Origin of the sequence: Motiliproteus sp. MSK22-1 (assembly GCF_001968815.1) — a bacterium.
Taxonomy (GTDB): Bacteria; Pseudomonadota; Gammaproteobacteria; order Pseudomonadales; family Balneatricaceae; genus Motiliproteus.
Window position 1 is genome coordinate 83,256 of record NZ_MIEQ01000073.1, and the last position, 17,920, is coordinate 101,175.

General features: G+C 48.0%; 21 protein-coding genes. 5 read left to right on the plus strand and 16 right to left on the minus strand.

Annotated features, from left to right (window positions below):
* Window positions 1–18: 18 nt before the first annotated feature.
* The 3 genes from cgtA to rplU all read right to left on the minus strand — a co-directional run bounded on the left by cgtA (window position 19) and on the right by rplU (window position 2,043).
* Window positions 19–1,212 carry an Obg family GTPase CgtA gene (gene cgtA, locus BGP75_RS21120; protein WP_076720892.1) on the minus strand — a complete coding sequence of 398 codons (1,194 nt, stop codon included), beginning with the start codon at window positions 1,210–1,212 and terminating at the stop codon, window positions 19–21.
* Window positions 1,213–1,425: 213 nt separating this feature from the next.
* A complete protein-coding gene (gene rpmA, locus BGP75_RS21125) occupies window positions 1,426–1,683 on the minus strand; it encodes a 50S ribosomal protein L27 (protein ID WP_076720894.1) in 258 nt (85 codons plus the stop codon).
* A 48-nt stretch (window positions 1,684–1,731) separates the two neighbouring features.
* A complete protein-coding gene (gene rplU / locus BGP75_RS21130) occupies window positions 1,732–2,043 on the minus strand; it encodes a 50S ribosomal protein L21 (RefSeq protein ID WP_076720897.1) in 312 nt (103 codons plus the stop codon).
* A 264-nt stretch (window positions 2,044–2,307) separates the two neighbouring features.
* On the opposite strand from rplU, the gene ispB reads away from it, so the two are divergent.
* From ispB to fabB, 3 genes are all read left to right on the plus strand, one after another.
* Window positions 2,308–3,306, plus strand: a complete 999-nt coding sequence (gene ispB, locus BGP75_RS21135) for an octaprenyl diphosphate synthase (protein WP_076720900.1) — start codon at window positions 2,308–2,310, stop codon at window positions 3,304–3,306.
* Between the two features lie 98 nt (window positions 3,307–3,404).
* Window positions 3,405–3,935, plus strand: coding sequence for a 3-hydroxyacyl-[acyl-carrier-protein] dehydratase FabA (fabA, locus tag BGP75_RS21140; RefSeq protein WP_076720901.1), 531 nt, complete (start codon window positions 3,405–3,407; stop codon window positions 3,933–3,935).
* Between the two features lie 260 nt (window positions 3,936–4,195).
* Window positions 4,196–5,413 (plus strand): beta-ketoacyl-ACP synthase I, encoded by a 1,218-nt coding sequence (fabB, locus tag BGP75_RS21145; protein ID WP_076720903.1) that lies wholly within the window; start codon window positions 4,196–4,198, stop codon window positions 5,411–5,413.
* Window positions 5,414–5,441: 28 nt separating this feature from the next.
* Here the strand turns inward: fabB and BGP75_RS21150 are convergent, their stop codons facing one another.
* The 5 genes from BGP75_RS21150 to moaA form a co-directional block, all read right to left on the minus strand.
* A complete protein-coding gene (locus tag BGP75_RS21150; protein ID WP_076720905.1) occupies window positions 5,442–6,212 on the minus strand; it encodes a 1-acyl-sn-glycerol-3-phosphate acyltransferase in 771 nt (256 codons plus the stop codon).
* A gap of 65 nt (window positions 6,213–6,277) precedes the next feature.
* A complete protein-coding gene (moaD, locus tag BGP75_RS21155) occupies window positions 6,278–6,529 on the minus strand; it encodes a molybdopterin converting factor subunit 1 (protein WP_076720907.1) in 252 nt (83 codons plus the stop codon).
* A gap of 33 nt (window positions 6,530–6,562) precedes the next feature.
* Window positions 6,563–7,051, minus strand: a complete 489-nt coding sequence (moaC, locus tag BGP75_RS21160) for a cyclic pyranopterin monophosphate synthase MoaC (RefSeq protein WP_076720910.1) — start codon at window positions 7,049–7,051, stop codon at window positions 6,563–6,565.
* Window positions 7,052–7,054: 3 nt separating this feature from the next.
* A complete protein-coding gene (locus tag BGP75_RS21165) occupies window positions 7,055–8,179 on the minus strand; it encodes a 1-acyl-sn-glycerol-3-phosphate acyltransferase (RefSeq protein ID WP_076720912.1) in 1,125 nt (374 codons plus the stop codon).
* A 179-nt stretch (window positions 8,180–8,358) separates the two neighbouring features.
* On the minus strand, window positions 8,359–9,369 hold the full coding sequence (moaA, locus tag BGP75_RS21170) for a GTP 3',8-cyclase MoaA (RefSeq protein ID WP_076720914.1): 1,011 nt from the start codon (window positions 9,367–9,369) through the stop codon (window positions 8,359–8,361).
* A 137-nt stretch (window positions 9,370–9,506) separates the two neighbouring features.
* Between moaA and BGP75_RS21175 the strand changes: the two genes are divergently transcribed.
* The gene (locus tag BGP75_RS21175) at window positions 9,507–9,890 is read left to right on the plus strand and encodes a SirB2 family protein (RefSeq protein WP_076720916.1); all 384 of its coding nucleotides are present in this window, start codon (window positions 9,507–9,509) and stop codon (window positions 9,888–9,890) included.
* Window positions 9,891–9,973: 83 nt separating this feature from the next.
* Here BGP75_RS21175 and BGP75_RS21180 read toward each other — a convergent pair whose 3' ends face one another.
* Both BGP75_RS21180 and ssb read right to left on the minus strand, forming a co-directional pair.
* On the minus strand, window positions 9,974–10,861 hold the full coding sequence (locus tag BGP75_RS21180) for a sugar nucleotide-binding protein (protein ID WP_076720918.1): 888 nt from the start codon (window positions 10,859–10,861) through the stop codon (window positions 9,974–9,976).
* Between the two features lie 74 nt (window positions 10,862–10,935).
* A complete protein-coding gene (ssb, locus tag BGP75_RS21185) occupies window positions 10,936–11,517 on the minus strand; it encodes a single-stranded DNA-binding protein (protein WP_076720984.1) in 582 nt (193 codons plus the stop codon).
* A 194-nt stretch (window positions 11,518–11,711) separates the two neighbouring features.
* Between ssb and uvrA the strand changes: the two genes are divergently transcribed.
* Window positions 11,712–14,537, plus strand: coding sequence for an excinuclease ABC subunit UvrA (gene uvrA, locus BGP75_RS21190; protein ID WP_076720919.1), 2,826 nt, complete (start codon window positions 11,712–11,714; stop codon window positions 14,535–14,537).
* 231 nt (window positions 14,538–14,768) lie between these two features.
* On the opposite strand, the gene rplQ is transcribed toward uvrA, so the two are convergent.
* From rplQ to rpmJ, 6 genes are all read right to left on the minus strand, one after another.
* Window positions 14,769–15,155 (minus strand): 50S ribosomal protein L17, encoded by a 387-nt coding sequence (rplQ, locus tag BGP75_RS21195; protein WP_076720922.1) that lies wholly within the window; start codon window positions 15,153–15,155, stop codon window positions 14,769–14,771.
* 41 nt (window positions 15,156–15,196) lie between these two features.
* Window positions 15,197–16,198 (minus strand): DNA-directed RNA polymerase subunit alpha, encoded by a 1,002-nt coding sequence (locus BGP75_RS21200; protein ID WP_076720924.1) that lies wholly within the window; start codon window positions 16,196–16,198, stop codon window positions 15,197–15,199.
* 23 nt (window positions 16,199–16,221) lie between these two features.
* Entirely contained in the window at window positions 16,222–16,842 is a 621-nt protein-coding gene (gene rpsD, locus BGP75_RS21205) for a 30S ribosomal protein S4 (RefSeq protein ID WP_076720926.1), read from the minus strand.
* 15 nt (window positions 16,843–16,857) lie between these two features.
* The gene (gene rpsK, locus BGP75_RS21210; RefSeq protein ID WP_076720927.1) at window positions 16,858–17,247 is read right to left on the minus strand and encodes a 30S ribosomal protein S11; all 390 of its coding nucleotides are present in this window, start codon (window positions 17,245–17,247) and stop codon (window positions 16,858–16,860) included.
* 24 nt (window positions 17,248–17,271) lie between these two features.
* Entirely contained in the window at window positions 17,272–17,628 is a 357-nt protein-coding gene (gene rpsM, locus BGP75_RS21215) for a 30S ribosomal protein S13 (protein ID WP_076720928.1), read from the minus strand.
* A gap of 163 nt (window positions 17,629–17,791) precedes the next feature.
* The gene (rpmJ, locus tag BGP75_RS21220) at window positions 17,792–17,908 is read right to left on the minus strand and encodes a 50S ribosomal protein L36 (protein ID WP_076720929.1); all 117 of its coding nucleotides are present in this window, start codon (window positions 17,906–17,908) and stop codon (window positions 17,792–17,794) included.
* Window positions 17,909–17,920 lie beyond the last annotated feature (12 nt).

Consider the following 17,920-nt stretch of genomic DNA (forward strand, 5'->3'; position numbering starts at 1 on the left):
TCCCTTTTGATACAACCCCTAAGGAACATACTCGACATCAACATCATAATCATCATCGTCAAAATCATCCCAGTCATCATCCTCTGAATCTGAGTTACGATTTTGCTGACGATACTGGCGCAAACGCTCACGCGCCTCCTCTTCCAAACAGGCCTTACGATGCTCCTCGGCACTAGCCAGGTCATCATCCGCTGCCTCCGCCTGCTGGCGCTCTTCGATATAACTCATGATGGCCTGAGACACCTGCTCCGTACCCTCTTTAGATATCGCAGCAATATTAAATACAGGACCATCCCAATCAAGCGCCTCAACCACTTTCTGACAACGCTCTTCCCTTTCTTCTTCCGGAACCAGATCCAGCTTATTCAACACCAACCAGCGTTCTTGCCCTGCCAGAGCGGGGCTGAACTTTTCGAGTTCGCGAATGATGGTTCTAGCGGACTCGGCCGGTTCTACTCCATCCCAAGGCGCCATATCTACAAGATGCAATAACAAGCGCGTTCGAGCCAAATGCTTTAGAAACCTGATCCCCAACCCAGCACCTTCAGCAGCCCCTTCAATCAAACCTGGAATATCAGCAACAACAAAACTACGATCTCGGCCAACACTCACCACCCCCAGATTAGGCACCAGCGTTGTAAACGGATAATTTGCCACCTTAGGCTTGGCCGCAGACACAGCACGTATAAAGGTAGACTTTCCGGCATTAGGCAGCCCCAACAACCCGACATCTGCCAGCACCTTCAATTCCAGCTTTAAATTTCGAGCCTCACCGGAAGATCCCTTGGTCGTTTGCCGGGGAGCCCGATTAACGCTGGACTTAAAACGCGTATTACCCAAACCATGAAAACCACCCTGCGCAACCTTTTCCCGCTGCCCATCACGCGTCAGATCACACAACACCTCCAGCGTATCCTCATCTATGACAGTAGTTCCCACCGGCACCCTAAGGACCATATCTTCACCCTTCGCACCGGTACAATCCCGACCACGTCCAGGCTCCCCATTTTCTGCAGCGTAACGTCGCTGAAAGCGGTAATCGACCAACGTGTTACTGCCGGAATCAGCTACCACATAAACTGAACCACCATCACCGCCATCACCGCCATCGGGACCACCTTTTGCGATGTATTTTTCCCGACGAAAGCTCAAGCAACCATTGCCACCTTTACCGGCTTCAACACTGATTACAACCTCATCAACAAATTTCATGACCTGACCTCCAAGGGGAGAATATTTATGCCAACCCAAATTGACAAGGAGATTCAACAATCGAAACCGCCGGCAATAGAACAGACCCAGCAGTCACCAAAAACCATCAGACCTTAGTAAACAGATCTGCGTTAAACACTCTAAAACAGCAGCGCCTTAAACAAAAAAAGCCCCGCACAAGGCGGAGCTTTTTTACCAGATGGATCCGCCGTATTAAGCGCTTACAACGCTAATATATTTGCGGTTCTTCGGGCCTTTAACTTCAAACTTAACAACACCTTCCGCCGTAGCAAACAAAGTGTGGTCCTTACCGCAACCAACATTATCACCGGCATGAAAGCGTGTACCACGCTGACGAACCAGAATGTTACCAGCCAGAACCTGTTGACCGCCGAAGCGCTTGACACCAAGGCGTTTAGACTCGGAATCGCGACCGTTACGAGTACTACCGCCAGCTTTTTTATGAGCCATTATATTCTCCTACTTACTATTACTAAGAATACCGATTATTCGATCAGATTAAGCACTGATACCGGTAATCTTAATTTCAGTGAACCACTGACGATGGCCCATTTGCTTCATGTGGTGCTTACGACGCTTAAACTTCATAATGCGAACCTTCTTGCCACGGCCATGGCTTACTACCTCTGCAGTAACCTTAGCACCGTCAACAACAGGAGCACCAATCTTAACGTCTTCGTCGTTAGCAACCAAAAGCACTTTATCAAAATCAACAGAAGAACCAGCTTCTGCCTGAAGCTTCTCAACCTTGAGAACCTCACCTTCAACTACACGATGTTGCTTACCACCGCTTACAATAACAGCGTACATAACTTTCTCCGATAGCGTTGACCCATCCAGGCTACTAATAAGATGCCTACTTCTAATGGAAATCCTAAGATGAATAACCATATGGTAGGGAGCAATTGGGCGGAGGGCCAAGGGGGCAGTATTCTACAGTATCATTCAACCAAGAACAACCCGGCCTATTTACACTACGAAACCCCTCTCAGATCAAGTGATAAGACAGATCAACTTGACACCCTTAAGGTCGGGACTTAGCATGCGTGCAAATCAATTGCGCTGCCCGTCAATATGCAACCACACCAACTACATCCCCAGATCAACAGTGATTTCAAAGCCGTCAACCAATTTATTCTTGAGCATTTGCACTCAGGAGTCCCATTGGTTGAAAAAATTGGACACTACATTACAGAAAGTGGTGGCAAACGAATTCGCCCATTGCTCGTCCTTCTCAGTGCCCGTGCTTGCCAATCTGACCAGCACGATCAGCCAGCTGCTGACTATTTAGCAGATCGACATATATCCCTGGCAGCAAATATTGAGTTTATCCATACCGCAACGTTACTGCATGATGATGTCGTAGATACTTCTGACCTCCGACGAGGAAAAGCAACAGCGAACGCGAAATGGGGTAATGCCCCCAGCGTACTGGTTGGTGACTTCCTTTATTCCCGCTCATTTCAATTAATGGTCGAACTGGGAAGCATGGAGATTATGAAAATCATCTCTAACGCTACCAATATCATTGCGGAAGGAGAAGTCCTCCAACTGCTAAATTGCAAAAATCCAGATGTCAGCGAAGAGAATTACATGAAAGTTATTCTCGGAAAAACAGCCATGCTGTTCGAAGCAGCGGCCGAATCCGGTGCAGTCATAGCCAACGCAACCAAAGACCAGCAAGAAGCCATGCGCTTGTTCGGCCGACACATCGGCATAGCCTTCCAGTTAATTGATGACGTTATGGACTATGAAAGCTCATCTGATGAAATGGGAAAAAATGTCGGTGACGATCTGGCAGAAGGCAAACCGACACTACCGCTGATTTATGCGATGCGCGAAGGCAATGAACAACAAGCCCAACTTATACGCCAGGCCATTCGCAAAGGCGGCCTTGAAGATCTTGAGCCTATAAGCCAGGCAGTAAAGTACACTGGTGCTATTGAATACACCCATAAAAAGGCCCGTGAACAGGCAGACCTGGCAATAGCCTGCCTGCAACGACTTCCAGCCAATGAGTTTAGAAACATACTGGAGCAACTGGCTGAATCCGCAGTATCAAGACGCTCGTGATTTCAAACAAGCTAATTTTAACTAACCACTAGGCGCAAGACGGGTCTAACCGGTATAATCGCGGCTCACTATAACAGTAAAATGGACGCAGTGCTTAAATGACCAAGGTTTCAACGACTAGGCCTTCCTCCTTTAATCGTGAAGAACTGCTGCAATGCGGCCACGGTGAAATGTTTGGACCCGGCAACGCTCAACTCCCTGTAGGCAATATGCTTATGGTGGATCGAATCACAACCATCAGCGAAGATGGCGGCCAGTACGGTAAGGGTGAAATCCATGCTGAAATGGATATTCGACCAGACTTATGGTTCTTCGACTGCCACTTTCCTGGAGATCCGGTAATGCCTGGCTGCCTCGGCTTAGACGCCATGTGGCAAATGGTTGGCTTTTTCCTTGGATGGAAAGGAAACAAAGGTAGAGGGCGAGCTCTCGGTGCGGGCGAAATCAAATTTTTTGGACAAGTTTTGCCAAGCGCCAAAAAAGTGACTTACCATCTTGAACTCAAGCGAGTTATTGAGCGCAAGCTAGTCATGGGAATAGCAGACGGCTCACTATCCGTAGATGGCCGCGAAATCTATACTGCAAAGGATCTGCGTGTCGGCCTGTTTACTTCAACCGACAATTTCTGATCCCTCACCCCGGCACTTGAGCAAGAACAAGACAGGCTCTAGTCAAGTGCCCTCGAATATCAGAAAATATAACTCTTTTGGTTTGCAATACAGTCCTGATAGCTTGCAAAATAGCTATTATGACTTAGGTTGCTACAACTTAGGCAGCATTAGCAGCCCTGTGGTTTGAAATACTTCACATACAAGATTTAACAGACCTGTTACTTGTCGATTGATTATTCCTAACCATAAGGGTCCAACACTGATACAGAGGCTTCCCCATGCGACGCGCAGTTGTTACCGGCATCGGCATTACATCCTGTCTGGGATGCGATCAAGAGACGGTTCTTGAATCCCTGAAGACCGGACGCTCCGGCATCTCTTTTCAGGAAGATTACAAAGAAATGGGGTTTCGCAGCCACGTTGCTGGCAGCGTCGATCTCGACATAGACAACCTGATCGACCGTAAACTGCGTCGATTTATGGGAGACGCTGCGGCCTACGCCTACTTGGCAATGGACCAGGCTATTAAAGATGCGGGCCTGAGCGAAGAGCAGGTTTCCAATATCCGTACAGGGCTTATTGCTGGCTCAGGCGGAGCATCCTCCGCGAACATAGTCGAAGCAGCCGACATTTTACGCAGCAAAGGCATGCGTCGAGTTGGCCCTTACCGGGTAACCCGCACCATGGGTAGTACTGTTTCGGCCTGCCTTGCAACACCCTTTAAGATCAAAGGTGTCAATTACTCCATAACTTCCGCCTGCTCTACAAGCGCCCACTGTATTGGCAACGCTATGGAGTTAATACAATTAGGTAAGCAGGACGTTATTTTTGCCGGAGGTGGTGAAGAGCTGAACTGGTCTCTAAGTGTTCTATTTGACGCGATGGGAGCACTGTCTTCCAAGTATAACGACACTCCAGAAAAAGCCAGTCGAGCCTACGACGCCAACCGCGACGGATTTGTAATTGCAGGCGGTGGCGGAATGCTCGTTATTGAAGAGCTCGAACACGCCAAAGCACGTGGTGCAAAAATTTATGCAGAGCTGGTGGGTTACGGCGCTACATCAGATGGTTACGATATGGTAGCCCCATCAGGCGAAGGCGCAGTACGCTGCATGCAACAAGCCATGAGCACCATCGACGGTTCTATTGACTATGTAAATGCCCACGGGACCAGCACTCCAGCTGGCGACATACAAGAACTCAAAGCGGTAAAAGAAGTTTTTGGTGCAAGCATGCCAACAGTCACTTCTACCAAGTCCTTGTCTGGCCACTCACTGGGGGCTGCTGGCGTTCAGGAGGCGATATACACCTTGTTAATGCAGCAAAATAACTTCATTGCTGCATCCGCCAATATCGAAGAATTAGACCCAGAAGCAGAAGGAATGCCCATTCCAACAGAGCGTTTGGATGACGTATCTCTTGACCGGGTAATGTCCAACAGCTTCGGATTTGGTGGCACTAATGCTTCGCTAATTTTTCAGCGCTATAGCGACTAACAGGCTGATAGCAGTACAAAAAAGCCGCTCAATGAGCGGCTTTTTTTGTTTCTGACTCGGCCTGCTGACAAAGATGTTCAGAATACCCATCAAACTCAAGCAGCTGCTGCTCTAACCAGTCCTTACTCTGCTGATGAATCTCATCAACACTGCCACCCTGAGTATCTATAACCGGCCCAATAACAACCTTAATGACACCAGGATACTTTAGGAAGCTTTTAGATGGCCAAAACTCTCCGGCGTTATGAGCAATGGTTACCACTGGAACTTTTGCAGAACAGGCCAGCATCGCCCCTCCTTTATTAAAACGCCCCAACTGCCCAGCCTTCACACGAGTCCCTTGAGGGAAAATCAAAACAGGGATACCACTTTTCAGCCGCTCCTTACCCTGCTTTAAGATTTGTTTCAGAGCACCTGATCGCTCAGAGCGATCAATAGCTATAGGCTTAAGCAAGGCCAGCGCCCAACCAAAAAAAGGAATTTTCAGCAGCTCTTTTTTCAATACCGTAGATAAAGGACCGGTAGCCACTTGCAGGAAGAATGTTTCCCACTCACTCTGATGATTGGCCAGAATCACATAACCTCCGGACTTCGGCAGATTATCCAACCCCACAACTTCGTAACGAACACCACACACCACCTTTCCCCACCACAGAAAAAAGTGATTAATGCCGGTCACTCCTAAAAAGCGCAAATTAAAAGGAAGCCAACTAAAAAATAATAAACTGAGAAGCGCATAAAGCACAGTGACAGGTAAAAATACGCCACTAAACAGCATTGCACGCAGATATAACACCATAATGACTCTCTGACTAAAGCAGATGGATTCTGCTGCTAAGCTAATACGCAGCAGGTCTGAGCAAGTTAACCGCCAGTAACCGGCGGAAAGAAGGCAATTTCATCACCGTCAGATAACTCAGTTTCCGCCCGACCCATTTCCTGGTTGACCGCAACCAACACTTTCGCATCCCCCAAAACCTGATCCCAGGGAGCACCACGAGCGGAAAGCCTGGTCATCAAATCCTTAACCTGAAGCGATCCTGCCTCCATATCCAGCTGCTCCTCTTCACAACCGAGCTGTTCCCGGATACTTGCAAAATACACCAACTTTAACATCAACCTACCCTCAAACTTCTAGATTCAGCAGCTTCAGACCTTCCAGTGGCCACTCTTGCCACCTTTTTTCTCCAGCAGCCTGACCGTATGAATAACCATACCTTTATCCACAGCCTTACACATATCATAGAGCGTCAAAGCCGCTGCCGAAGCCGCCGTCAAAGCCTCCATTTCAACGCCTGTCTGCCCACTGAGTCGACAGATAGTTTCGATGCGAACTTGATTACTATCCAACTCAGGTACCAGCTCAACCTTCACGGAACTCAACATCAGCGGGTGACAAAGAGGAATAATATCAGAACAACGCTTTGCAGCCTGAATCCCAGCAATACGAGCTACCGCAAACACATCCCCTTTTTTATGAGTACCATCAACAATCATTGCCAGAGTTTCAGGCAACATGGTGATATAAGCCTCAGCCCTGGCCTCTCGTGTTGTTACAGCCTTTTCAGAAACATCGACCATCCGAGCATGGCCTTCTGCATCAATATGGGTCAGCGTATCACCCTTTACTTCACTCATCTGTTAACCTTGGGCAAGTTTGTGTTTGTTTTTCACCGGATTGGCATACATTGCGGTAAATTGCTCTCGGCAGTTGACGGGAACTTCCGCCATTCGCGCCTTATAACGAGCTTGCTTGTCCTGCTCTGCCCCATCCACCGCACCACCTGCGGCAATGGTGTTGGAAACATGTAAATAGTAATTTCCAATTATCGCCTGATCAATGGCTTCGGCCAGGGCTTCGGGAGTCTCGTAATCAGCAACCAAAGGCTCACCAAATGCAACGTGCACATCTCCTTTGAAGCCTGTTATCCCTTTCACAATACTGTCTATATCCTCATATTGTGATTTCTGATATTCACCGGTGCTATTACGCTCCTGGAGTTCCTTGGCTTTCATTAAATCACAAGGATCATATTCATAGGATATTGATACAGGTACGATGTTGAGACGCTTGATAGCCTCAGAAAAACTCATACCCTGCTTTTTTTGGCTCATATAGAGCATCTTCATAATCGCAGGGTCAGTCAGATCATTTCCATCTTTTGCTCGCCCCTCCCGCTGCGCTATCCAGACAGAATGACCCGTGTTGATAGAGTGCTCTATATAGCTAGAAAGCTCCATATAGGCAGCGAGCTTTTCTCGAATACCCTTAGCAGAGCGGTTGACGATAAAACTTTTATTAAGACGCATCAGATCAGAGACGTAAGGTTTCTTAAGAAGGTTATTACCGATAGCTATACGCACGGTCTGCATCTTTGCATGGTAAAGCCCCCAATTAACAAACGCAGGGTCCATAGCAATATCACGGTGATTGGAAATAAACAGATAAGCACCATCGAGCTGCAACTGCTCTAGCCCGGAATAACTTAGCTGATGAGTTGTTCCATTGATCATCCTCTGCATATAGGTAGCAATGACGTCTTGCATAGCAGCGACACTGTTAACCTCAGCCAGCTGGCGCTTCAAAGCAAAACGAACCATTACACCAACCAACCCGGCAGCATAACGGCTGAGACGCGGAAAGCGAAAGCGTCCAATTGCGGAAATAAACTCGGGGGTTGCCAACAGCTTATGTACTACGTCAGCAACTTCGTCATCATTATAGGGACGAATATTCTTGAAAGGGTCCTGTTCGGTGACCGTCATGCAATTCCTCATCGCATTTTATTTTAATAGCGCATTAGGAGCGGAAAATGCGTTCTTCAAATGAAGGCCTGCCTACTTGGATAGCAAAGGCCACAAAATGGCGCTATTTTACCTTTTTTGGCACTGAAAAGTAGCACTGAAAAGGCATCTACAAAGCCAGCATTCAAGACACAGCGCCTTCAACCTCCAGTCATATTCATAAAACGTACAATCTGGGGTTCACTTTCAAGATCAAATTCATGCTTCTCTGGCTTGAGATCCATCGCCTTTATAATGGCCCGCTGCAGCCTTAACTGATCACCGGGATATTCACGCAGAATAGGCATCAGATCCAGGGAGTGCTCATTGCCCAAGCACAACAGCAAGCGACCTTCCACCGTGACACGAACACGATTACATTCGCTACAAAAGTTATGGCTATGAGGCGAAATAAAACCTATTCGGCTCTCCGAATCAGCCATACGATAATAGCGAGAGGGGCCGGCAGTACGATCTGAAGCAGCTATCAGAGGGAATTGCTGCTCAATAATATCCTTAACTTCATCACTTGAGCAGTAAGTCTCAATACGCTCATGATCAATGTTACCCAGCGGCATTTCTTCAATAAAACTGATATCCAAACCTTTTTCGCGGGCATAGGCAACCAGATCGATGACCTCATCTTCATTGCGCCCTTTCATAATAACGGCATTAAGTTTTATCCGCTCAAAACCGACCGAAAGCGCCTCATCTATTCCATCAAGCACCTGCTCAAGCCTGCCGGTACGTGTAATACGCTTAAACCGATCTGCCTGTAAAGAATCCAGACTGATATTGATACGCTTTACACCCGCCTCTTTCATCTCTTTAGACAGGCGACTGAGCTGAGATCCGTTAGTTGTCAGCACCAGTTCATCCAAACCATCCAGGGCACCAAGCTTGTGCAACAAGCCATCAATTCCTCGCCTGACAAGAGGCTCCCCACCGGTAAGACGAATCCGGGTCACTCCAAGCGCCACAAAGGCCTGCGCAACCTGCTCAATCTCCTCAAGACTCAAAACCTGGTCCCGGGGCAGAAAAGTCATCTGCTCACTCATGCAATAGACGCAGCGAAAATCACAACGGTCTGTAACTGAAATACGAACGTAATCGACCCTACGACCAAATTTGTCGATTAATTGGGGAGCTGCGGACTCTGTTTTTGCTGTCATCTCTTGCCACCTCGAACAACGGGCTTAAAATGGACCAAAGCCTGTGAAAGACACTTACACCACTAGGCTCTTTATCCATCGTGCCACGTAAACGCAACACAATCTATATTCTACATTACCAACAAAGGATCAACCGCATGTACCTGCTGTTGAAACATCTACACCTTATTGCCGTTACCCTGAGTCTGAGTCTGTTTTTTATGCGCTCAGTCTGGATGCTGATGGGTTCCCAGCTATATCAACTGAACTGGCTAAGAAAAGCATCTCAGGGAATAGACAGTATACTCCTTGCTTGCGCAATAGCCTTAACCTTGATCATCCAGCAATACCCCTTAACTCATGACTGGCTCACGGCAAAAGTAGCAGCGCTTATCATCTATATATTGGCAGGCACCATCGCCCTAAACCGGGGGAAAAGCCATAAAACCCGCACAACGGCACTCACTTTTGCCGCATTAAGCGTTATCTATATCATCTGGGTAGCACGGACCCACTCACCAATCCCTTGGACCATTGGATAAAATCCCTGACAGGACAGCGTGCGAAGTATGCACTCCAGAGACAAATGAAGCTTAACTGAAGAATAAAGAAAATAGCTGATCAGTTACTCAGAGTAGCTATAAAGTGTCCGGGCCACCTGCATTAACCCAGTCCGCCAAGAGCGCTGATGTATACCAAAGTCCCGGAGGATTTTCTTGCAATTCAACTCGCTGAACACTGGTCTTAAATGGTGCCCCAACTCAGACTGGTGCACAGCGACCAACCGCTCAAGCTTCAAATCTTCATACTGACGCGCTGCAGCAATCACGGCTTCGGAAAAACCAAACCAACTGATAGGCTCTGCTGCACAATAATGATAGGTGCCCCAGTTATCAGCATCGCAGTCAAGCTGCTTAATCAGCGCAACGACTACACGAGCCAAATCAACCGCAGATGTAGGAGAACCCATCAAACCATCGGCGACACAAACCTCCGTCTCAACTCTCGCCGACTCCAGCAATTGACGAACAAAACTGCGCCCCCTCGCACTAAATAACCAACCCGTCCGCAGAATTATATGCCGCTCAGCTCTCTCCCGCACCGCCTGCTCGCCTTTCCACAGACTTTGCCCATAGTCGCTAACGGGAGCTGGCTCCATAACCTCCGTATAAGCAATTTCTGCACTGCCGTTGAAAAGCTCCGCACAAGAGATCTGTATAAGTGCCATCCCTCGCTCATCACATGCCGAAGCCAGGATAGCAGGACCTTTACTATTCACGTCAAGATCAGACGCCCTGTTGTCGATAGAAACAGGCCTACGACCTGCTGCATTTATCACATACTGCGGACTGTGCTTGTCCAACACCTCAGAGACTGCCGCTTCATTGCATATATCCAAACTTGCCGAAGCACAGGATACCACCTCAAATCCACCCTCAGTCGAAAGCGATGCCAGTTCATACCCAAGCTGCCCCTGAGCACCGGTGATTAGCAATTTAGGCAGTTCAAACAACGAAGCTTGCTCCTAAGCCCTGAATAATAATTGACAACATTCAATGGAATCCAATTTTCAAGCTACTGTATCCATTAAAATGGAATATCATCATCAAAATCATCAAAACCTGCCGCGGGTTGCTGAGGTGCGGACTGTGGCTGTTGTGGCTGTTTCTGTTGCTGTGGTTGATGCGACTGCTGCGGCTGCCGGGGGGCTGCCTGAGGAACCTGCTGCTGTGGAGCAGGCGCGGCATTCGACTGGAATGACTGCTGAGGCTGTCCATAACCCTGATTCTGCTGCTGATATCCTCCTGAAGTTCCGTCATTACTGCGGCTATCCAACATCTGCATTTGACCATTCATATCGACAACTATTTCAGTTGTATAACGGTCTTGACCGCTTTGGTCCTGCCACTTTCGAGTCCTCAATGCACCTTCAACATAAACCTTTGAGCCCTTTCGCAAGTATTGACCAGCGATTTCAGCTAATTTTCCGAAGAAAACCACACGATGCCACTCTGTCCGCTCTTGAGGCTGGCCGGACTCGCGGTCCTTCCAGCTATCACTGGTAGCGATGGTTACGTTGGTTACTGCATTTCCATTGGGCATATATCGAACCTCAGGATCTTGCCCTAAGTTGCCCACCAAAATAACTTTATTTACACCACGAGCCATGATCTGTTCTGCCCTTTCGAAGATTGCTGTCGTACGCCTTACCTGCATAGCAGGATCGCGGCCTGAAAAGCGTCTTAGAATACCACAACTGACCAAGAATCAACCCATTCTTGATGACACAAAGTTCACTAATGTTTTCTTAACACGTCAAGCTAGTTATATAATGCTCGGTCTGCTTCAGATATGAGATCCAGATGGACTATATAAGTGTACAGGGTGCCCGTACCCACAACCTCAAAGACATAGACCTTGAGATACCCAGAGACAAGCTGATTGTTATCACAGGCCTGTCGGGTTCAGGTAAGTCATCCCTGGCCTTCGATACCCTTTACGCAGAAGGCCAGCGACGTTATGTAGAATCACTCTCAACCTATGCCCGACAATTTCTGTCGATGATGGAAAAACCGGATGTAGACCATATCGAGGGCTTATCACCAGCCATCTCTATCGAGCAGAAATCCACATCTCACAACCCCCGTTCTACTGTTGGTACGATTACTGAAATTTACGACTATTTACGGCTGCTCTTTGCCCGAGCTGGTGAGCCACGCTGCCCTGACCATGACCTGCCTCTTAAAGCTCAGACCATCAGTCAGATGGTGGACCAAATTCTGGCACTAGAGGAAGGAGCAAAAGTCATGCTTTTAGCTCCCGTCATTCAGGATAGAAAAGGCGAACACCTGCATATTCTTAACAATTTAAAGACACAGGGATTTGTCCGAGCCCGAATAAATGGGATTGTTATTGACCTGGAATCTCCGCCAGAACTGGACAAGAACAAAAAGCATAATATCGACGTTGTTGTGGATCGCTTTAAAATACGCCCAGACATTGAAACCAGACTTGCTGAATCATTGGAAACCTGCCTGGAACTCACTGATGGCATAGCACTACTAAGCTTCATGGATGGAGGTGATAAAGAACTGATTTTTTCAGCCCGCTTTGCCTGCCCGCAATGCGGCCACAGCATTCAAGAACTTGAACCACGACTATTCTCCTTTAACAACCCCCACGGAGCCTGTCCAAGCTGTGATGGACTCGGTTCCAAATTATTCTTTGATAAGAACAAAATCATTGTAGACCCCGCATTATCATTGGCCGAAGGCGCTATACGAGGATGGGACCGCCGCAGTGTCTACTACTTTCAATTGCTGACCGCAGTCGGGGAGCATTATGGATTCAAAACGGATACTCCCTTTCAGGAACTCAGCAAAAAACAGCAAGATGCGGTTCTGGAAGGAACTGGACGAGAAAAAATAAGCTTCAAGTACTTAAGCGATCGCGGTGAAATCGCCATCAAAGAACACCCCTTTGAAGGGGTAATTCCAAACATGATGCGTCGCTTCAGGGAAACAGAATCTCAGTCCGTAAGAGAAGATCTGGCAAAATTTCAAACCCAACAATCCTGCCCTTCATGCGAGGGCTCCAGATTAAGACGTGACGCCCGAAGCGTTGTAATTGACCAACGCAATATCTCTGAAATCACCTCAATGCCGGTCGGCAGCTGCCATGATTACTTTGACAATCTTAAACTAACAGGCAAGCAAGGAGAGATAGCCGACAAGATTCTAAAAGAGATCCGCACCCGGTTAAACTTTCTGGTCAATGTCGGTCTCGATTACTTGACACTGGATCGTAATGCAGACTCTCTGTCAGGTGGTGAAGCACAACGAATACGCCTTGCCAGTCAGATTGGCGCCGGCCTGGTCGGAGTCATGTATATATTGGATGAGCCCTCAATCGGACTGCATCAGCGGGACAACGAACGACTGCTAAAGACTCTCACCCATTTACGCGCCCTGGGCAACACCGTCATTGTTGTAGAGCACGATGAAGATGCTATTAGACTGGCAGACCATGTAATCGATATCGGACCTGGAGCAGGTGTACACGGCGGAGAAGTTATTGCTCAAGGCACTCCCGAATCAATCATGAGTAACGAAGCCTCCTTAACAGGCCAGTATCTTTCCGGCAAAAAACGCATCGAAGTACCAGCAAAGCGTACTGAGCACAAGAATGGTCTCTGGCTAGAACTCCTTGGCGCAACCGGAAATAACCTGAACGATGTAAATCTGCAAATCCCTATTGGACTAATGACATGCGTCACCGGCGTATCAGGCTCAGGAAAATCAACGCTTATCAACAACACCCTCTACCCTCTGGCCGCCACCGCTCTTAACAAGGCAACAACACTGGAGGTTGCACCACATCAGACAATCCAAGGATTGAACCATCTGGATAAAGTCGTAGATATAGACCAGAGCCCCATTGGCCGAACACCTCGATCAAATCCCGCTACATACACAGGAATATTTACACCGATCCGAGAGCTTTTTGCAGCAACGCAAGAGGCTCGCTCTAGAGGGTATAAACCAGGACGTTTCAGCTTTAACGTCAAAGGCGGACGCTGCGAAGCCTGTCAGGGAGACGGGGTCATCAAAGTCGAAATGCATTTTCTCCCTGATATCTACGTACCTTGCGACGTCTGCAAGAGCAAACGCTACAACAGAGAAACCCTGGAAATAAAATATAAAGGAAAGAACATCCATCAAGTTCTGGATATGACCGTTGAGGAAGCACGAGAGTATTTCGACCCGGTACCGATGCTTGCCCGGCGCCTGCAGACATTGATCGACGTCGGCCTCTCTTATATCCACTTGGGACAAGCCGCAACGACCTTATCTGGTGGAGAAGCCCAAAGGGTAAAACTCGCCAAAGAGCTTTCCAAACGGGACACCGGAAAAACCCTGTACATTCTGGATGAGCCAACTACCGGCCTGCATTTTCATGATATTCAGCAGCTTCTTAATATTCTTCACCGCCTGAGAGATCACGGTAATACCGTAGTAGTCATCGAACACAACCTTGATGTTATAAAAACTGCAGACTGGATTGTTGATCTGGGCCCGGAAGGAGGCACTAATGGTGGTCAGATAATAGCGACCGGCAGCCCAGAGCAAATTGCTGACAAAGAAAACTCCCATACAGGAAGATTCTTACGACCCTTATTAGCCCAATAAGACTGATGATAGAGTGTGGTGAAAACTGATGCCTACCATCACTTTCCTGCACTCTTTTTTGTACCAACCGCTCTAAGCCTTCCTTCTTCTATCTTGATTTAGCTCAGAGTATTGTCTTTCATGCTCATTTAAGCACTGCCCCAGATTAATTCAGCAGCAAATAATAATACCTCTTATAAAATCCAGGCCAAAAAAAACCCGGCTAGGCCGGGTTTTTTTATCACCAGAGACTTAGTCTTCTGCTACTTCTTCAGCAACAACAGGGCGGTCAACCAGCTCAACATAAGCCATTGGTGCGTTATCACCAGCGCGGAAACCACACTTAAGGATACGGATGTAACCTCCAGGACGGCTCGCGTAGCGAGGACCAAGCTCATTGAACAGCTTACCGACTGCAACTTTGCTGCGAGTGCGGGAGAAAGCCAGACGGCGATTTGCTACAGAGTCTTCCTTAGCCAGAGTAATCAATGGCTCAGCAACACGACGTAGCTCTTTTGCTTTTGGTAAGGTCGTCTTGATCACTTCATGCTCAAACAAGGATACAGACATGTTCTTGAACATTGCCTGACGATGTGAGCTGTTACGATTTAATTGACGACCACTCTTACGATGGCGCATGTTTAATTCCCTACAAAACTAAACGTTGATCTTACCGACGCTTAGGAAGCTACCTTATCGTCTCCACGAAGACTTGCGGGCGGCCAGTTTTCCAGACGCATACCTAGCGACAGACCTTTAGAAGCAAGAACATCTTTAATTTCAGTCAAAGACTTCTTACCCAGGTTTGGCGTCTTAAGCAATTCAACTTCGGTGCGCTGAATCAGATCACCGATGTAGTATAAATTTTCGGCCTTGAGACAGTTTGCTGAACGAACAGTTAGCTCGAGATCATCAACAGGACGCAACAGAATCGGATCAATTTCAGGTTCCGGCTCTGCTTCTACTGCTGCATCTGCACTCTCAAGATCGACGAAGGCTACCAGCTGCTGCTGCAAAATAGTTGCAGCACGACGAATCGCCTCTTCAGGATCAATGGAGCCATCAGTTTCCAGGTCGAGGACCAGTTTATCCAGGTCCGTACGCTGTTCAACACGCGCACTTTCAACCACGTAGGAAACTCGACGCACCGGGCTGTATGTTGCATCTAGCAACAAACGACCGATCGGACGACTCTCATCTTCACCGGTATCACGAGCATCAGCTGGAACATAACCGCGACCACGTGTCACCTTCAACTGCATATTCATTTCTGCATTGCCATTGAGGTGAGCAATCACGTGATCAGGATTAACAACTTCAACATCCTGATTTAACTGGATATCTCCGGCAGTTATAACGCCGGAGCCCTTTTTGTTAAGTGTCAGAAGCGCTTCTTCACCGCTGTGCATGATCACGGAAATACCCTTAAGGTTCAACAAAACCTCAATGACATCTTCCTGTACACCATCGATAGCACTGTACTCATGGAGCACACCGTCGATTTCCACTTCTGAAACTGCACAACCAGGCATGGACGACAGAAGAATCCGTCGCAACGCATTACCCAGAGTATGACCAAAGCCACGCTCGAGAGGCTCAAGAGAAACCTGAGCACGAGTAGTACTCTTCTCCTGAACGTCAATTCGACTGGGGCTTAGGAATTCGTTGACTGAAGCCTGCATTCTATCCACCTAGCAATAAAGTCTTACTTTGAGTAAAGTTCAACGATGAGTTGTTCGTTGATATCCGCAGATAGATCAGCTCTTTCAGGGACCGCTTTATAGGTACCTTCCATTTTAGAGCTATCTACTTCAACCCACTCAATAGCAGTACGCTGAGAAGCAAGATCCAGCGCATGCTTAATACGCAGCTGTTTCTTAGCTTTTTCACGAACAGCAACCACGTCGCCGGCATTTACCTGGTAAGAAGGAATGTTAACCGTCTTGCCATTGACCAAAATGCCTTTGTGAGAAACAACCTGACGTGCTTCAGCACGTGTAGATCCGAATCCCATGCGGTATACCACATTATCAAGACGTCCTTCCAGCAACTGAAGCAAGTTCTCACCGGTCGCACCTTTACGGCGGGCGGCTTCCTTGTAGTAGCTGCGGAATTGACGCTCTAGCACACCGTAGATACGACGTACTTTTTGTTTTTCACGAAGCTGCAGACCGTAGTCAGACAGACGTCCACGACGGGCGCCATGTGCACCTGGAGGCGTTTCAGCCTTGCACTTGGAATCCAGTGCGCGAACACCGCTCTTGAGGAACAAATCTGTTCCTTCACGCCGAGACAGCTTACACTTAGGACCTATGTAACGAGCCATTATACCGTCTCCTGCTTAAACGCGACGCTTCTTGGGCGGACGACATCCATTATGTGGAATAGGCGTCACGTCCGTGATGTTAGTGATCTTGTATCCTGCATTGCTCAATGCGCGAACAGCGGATTCACGACCGGGCCCAGGGCCCTTCACAAAAACGTCTAGATTTTTAAGGCCATACTCTTGAGCAGCAGTTCCAGCACGCTCTGCAGCAACCTGCGCAGCAAAAGGAGTGCTTTTACGAGAACCACGGAAGCCAGAGCCTCCGGCAGTTGCCCAGCTCAAGGTGTTACCTTGACGGTCGGTAATGGTCACAATAGTGTTGTTAAATGAAGCGTGGATGTGGGCAAACCCATCAACCACCTGCTTCTTAACCTTTTTGCGTGTGCGAGTACCTGGCTTAGCCATATTGGAAAATTCCTATCGCTTGCACTACTTACGGATCGGCTTGCGTGGCCCTTTACGGGTGCGCGCATTTGTTTTAGTGCGCTGACCGCGAACGGGCAGGCTGCGGCGATGACGAATGCCGCGAAAACAACCAAGGTCCATAAGACGCTTAATATTCATGTTAACCTCACGACGGAGGTCACCTTCAACATTCAGTTTGGCAACTTCGCCGCGCAGGGCGTCCAGTTGCTCTTCAGACAGATCTCCAACTTTTGAGCTTTGCTCAATGCCAACCGTTGCACAAAGTTGTTCAGCGGTTGTACGACCTATTCCGAAGATATAAGTCAAGGAGATAACCGCATGCTTATGGTCTGGAATGTTGACGCCAGCTATACGGGCCATTCAATTTACTCCAATGATCGGCCACCATTTTGCTTTTATGTGTATAGCAAAAATAGCAGCACACTAGTCTTTAACCTTTCCACGAAAGGCGCAAGATAGTACAGGCTGATTGTTTATAAATCAACCCATCCAGCCTGACCTTCAGCATTTAATGCGCGAGGACTTAACCCTGACGCTGCTTGTGGCGTGGTTCTACCTTGCAGACCACCCGCACGACACCGTTACGGCGGACAATCTTGCAGTTACGGCATATCTTTTTAACAGATGCACGTACTTTCATGATCTACTCCAA

Excerpts from the sequence above, each read along its gene's own strand:
- rplU (WP_076720897.1), bottom strand. The coding sequence starts at position 2,043 with ATGTACGCTGTTATTGTAAGCGGTGGTAAGCAACATCGTGTAGTTGAA.
- uvrA (WP_076720919.1), top strand. The coding sequence starts at position 11,712 with ATGGACTATATAAGTGTACAGGGTGCCCGTACCCACAACCTCAAAGAC.
- rpsK (WP_076720927.1), bottom strand. The coding sequence starts at position 17,247 with ATGGCTAAGCCAGGTACTCGCACACGCAAAAAGGTTAAGAAGCAGGTG.
- BGP75_RS21150 (WP_076720905.1), bottom strand. The coding sequence starts at position 6,212 with ATGGTGTTATATCTGCGTGCAATGCTGTTTAGTGGCGTATTTTTACCT.
- cgtA (WP_076720892.1), bottom strand. The coding sequence starts at position 1,212 with ATGAAATTTGTTGATGAGGTTGTAATCAGTGTTGAAGCCGGTAAAGGT.
- rpmJ (WP_076720929.1), bottom strand. The coding sequence starts at position 17,908 with ATGAAAGTACGTGCATCTGTTAAAAAGATATGCCGTAACTGCAAGATT.
- rpmA (WP_076720894.1), bottom strand. The coding sequence starts at position 1,683 with ATGGCTCATAAAAAAGCTGGCGGTAGTACTCGTAACGGTCGCGATTCC.
- rpsD (WP_076720926.1), bottom strand. The coding sequence starts at position 16,842 with ATGGCTCGTTACATAGGTCCTAAGTGTAAGCTGTCTCGGCGTGAAGGA.
- BGP75_RS21175 (WP_076720916.1), top strand. The coding sequence starts at position 9,507 with ATGTACCTGCTGTTGAAACATCTACACCTTATTGCCGTTACCCTGAGT.
- ssb (WP_076720984.1), bottom strand. The coding sequence starts at position 11,517 with ATGGCTCGTGGTGTAAATAAAGTTATTTTGGTGGGCAACTTAGGGCAA.
- moaD (WP_076720907.1), bottom strand. The coding sequence starts at position 6,529 with ATGTTAAAGTTGGTGTATTTTGCAAGTATCCGGGAACAGCTCGGTTGT.
- moaA (WP_076720914.1), bottom strand. The coding sequence starts at position 9,369 with ATGACAGCAAAAACAGAGTCCGCAGCTCCCCAATTAATCGACAAATTT.
- fabA (WP_076720901.1), top strand. The coding sequence starts at position 3,405 with ATGACCAAGGTTTCAACGACTAGGCCTTCCTCCTTTAATCGTGAAGAA.
- BGP75_RS21200 (WP_076720924.1), bottom strand. The coding sequence starts at position 16,198 with ATGCAGGCTTCAGTCAACGAATTCCTAAGCCCCAGTCGAATTGACGTT.
- moaC (WP_076720910.1), bottom strand. The coding sequence starts at position 7,051 with ATGAGTGAAGTAAAGGGTGATACGCTGACCCATATTGATGCAGAAGGC.
- ispB (WP_076720900.1), top strand. The coding sequence starts at position 2,308 with ATGCAACCACACCAACTACATCCCCAGATCAACAGTGATTTCAAAGCC.
- rpsM (WP_076720928.1), bottom strand. The coding sequence starts at position 17,628 with ATGGCCCGTATAGCTGGCGTCAACATTCCAGACCATAAGCATGCGGTT.
- BGP75_RS21165 (WP_076720912.1), bottom strand. The coding sequence starts at position 8,179 with ATGACGGTCACCGAACAGGACCCTTTCAAGAATATTCGTCCCTATAAT.
- rplQ (WP_076720922.1), bottom strand. The coding sequence starts at position 15,155 with ATGCGCCATCGTAAGAGTGGTCGTCAATTAAATCGTAACAGCTCACAT.
- fabB (WP_076720903.1), top strand. The coding sequence starts at position 4,196 with ATGCGACGCGCAGTTGTTACCGGCATCGGCATTACATCCTGTCTGGGA.